Below are 1,713 nucleotides of genomic sequence, written 5' to 3' on the forward strand. Positions count from 1 at the left end.
CCGCAGATCTTTTCTAATTGATAGTATAGTGTTAATCTGTTTTTAACCGCAATTTCGGCTGTGAGAAAACGCCAGCTCAATACTGCTAATAAGTTACCCAATAGCAATCCGAAGATCAGATCAAAGGCACTAACCCCAGCCGTAAGAAACAGAGGGCCGATCATAAACTCGGTACCGGCTGCGTGCTCACCGGCGTACATACCCAGAAAACTTTTCCAACCCTTATATTTAGAAGCCGGTACGGGTTCTCTTTCGTATTCCCCACTACCTTTATCAGGGAGAACTTCCTGTTCGAAATTGTCTATTGTTGTGGCCATTGGTATTAGCTTTTTAGTAGGTGGTTGGGTAAATCTGACACTTTTTCGCAGCACAGCTGATCCATTACCTGCTTAAATTGTGTTTTTAGCATGGTGATTGTGTGCTCTCCCCCTTGTTCCCCTAAAGCGGCCGCGCCGTACATAAATGAGCGCCCCATAAACGTAAACTTGGCTCCACAGGCTATTGCACGGGCAATGTCAGGACCCGAACGTAGCCCACTATCCATCATGATCTCTATCTGCTCGTTATATTTCGCTGTAATCTCCTTTAATGAGTTAATTGTTGATTGAGCCGCGTCCAGCTGTCTTCCTCCGTGATTAGAGATAATGATACCGTCAAAACCCATTCTAATTGCATCTTCCGTATCTCGTTCTGATGCAACGCCCTTTAGTACTAGCTTGCCTTTCCATCGATCACGAATAGGCTTAATTTTTTCTTCATTTAGTCGGCCAGAGAAGGTCTTGTCCATAAATTGGCCTAATTGTTTCAAATTTAGTCCTTTGGGAGTGTAGCGTTTTAGCGTTTCAAAAGTAGGTTGTCCGTACCTGAGCGTGTTCAGCGCCCAGGTAGGGTTTCCCATAATTTGGATAATATTTCTCAGGCTCATTTTAGGGGGCAAGGCCAGTCCATTTCTAATATCCCGAGGGCGATAACCAAAAGTAGGAACATCGCACAGTAACACAAGTACCGGACACCCGGCCGCCTCCGCCCGGTTGATGATATCGTCTCGTAGTTTATCTTCTACCGGGTTATATAGCTGAAACCAACTTTTTCCTTCCGTAATCTCACTAGCCCGTTCTATACTCATAGTAGTCACCGTGCTCAAGATAAAAGGAATATTGTGACGAAAAGCGGCTTTAGCTAGAATCTCCGGGGAGTTGGGCCACATCAATCCCTGTAGACCAACCGGGGCAATTCCAAAGGGGGCATCATACTCTATTCCCAAAACCGAAGTCTTAGTAGAAGAAGTGCCGTAGTTCTGAAGGTATCGGGGTTGTAACTGTACATCTCTGATTTCGGCAGTATTCCGATGAATACTAACATCTTCGTTACAGCCTCCATCTAAATATTCAAAAGCAAAAGATGGTACTCTGGATTGGGCTTTTTTTCGTAATCGTTCAACTGAGGGATACTGAGGATAGAATTTGGTAGTCATTTAATCTAGTTCATAATAACACGATCATAGTACCAGACCGAAATCAATTAGATAGCAAAACAGGGTTTTAATATAATCATCTTTTTCAGAGAAACCATTGCAATAGGTAATCAGGGGTGTACGACAAAAGTGTAAGTTAGCGAACTAGTGTTTAAATTGCTGAGAAAAAGATATGGAATCAGCAGATAAGAAAGAAGAAGTCATGGCTATGTTTTCTAAACAGTATGATGCCTGGGCTG

Annotated in this window: 1 protein-coding gene and 1 pseudogene; both read right to left on the reverse strand. The window is 43.3% G+C overall.

What is annotated here, in order from left to right:
- A pseudogene (locus tag WBA23_RS05625) lies at positions 1 to 317 on the reverse strand (hypothetical protein); the annotation flags it as partial.
- Between the two features lie 5 nt (positions 318 to 322).
- Entirely contained in the window at positions 323 to 1,474 is a 1,152-nt protein-coding gene (locus WBA23_RS05630; protein WP_424581272.1) for an alpha-hydroxy acid oxidase, read from the reverse strand.
- Between the last annotated feature and the right edge of the window lie 239 nt (positions 1,475 to 1,713).

Source organism: Tunicatimonas sp., from assembly GCF_049647865.1.
Lineage (GTDB): Bacteria > Bacteroidota > Bacteroidia > Cytophagales > Cyclobacteriaceae > Tunicatimonas.

What these genes read in the sequence shown, in the direction of transcription:
- WBA23_RS05630 (WP_424581272.1), bottom strand. Translation starts at nt 1,474, where the DNA reads ATGACTACCAAATTCTATCCTCAGTATCCCTCAGTTGAACGATTACGA.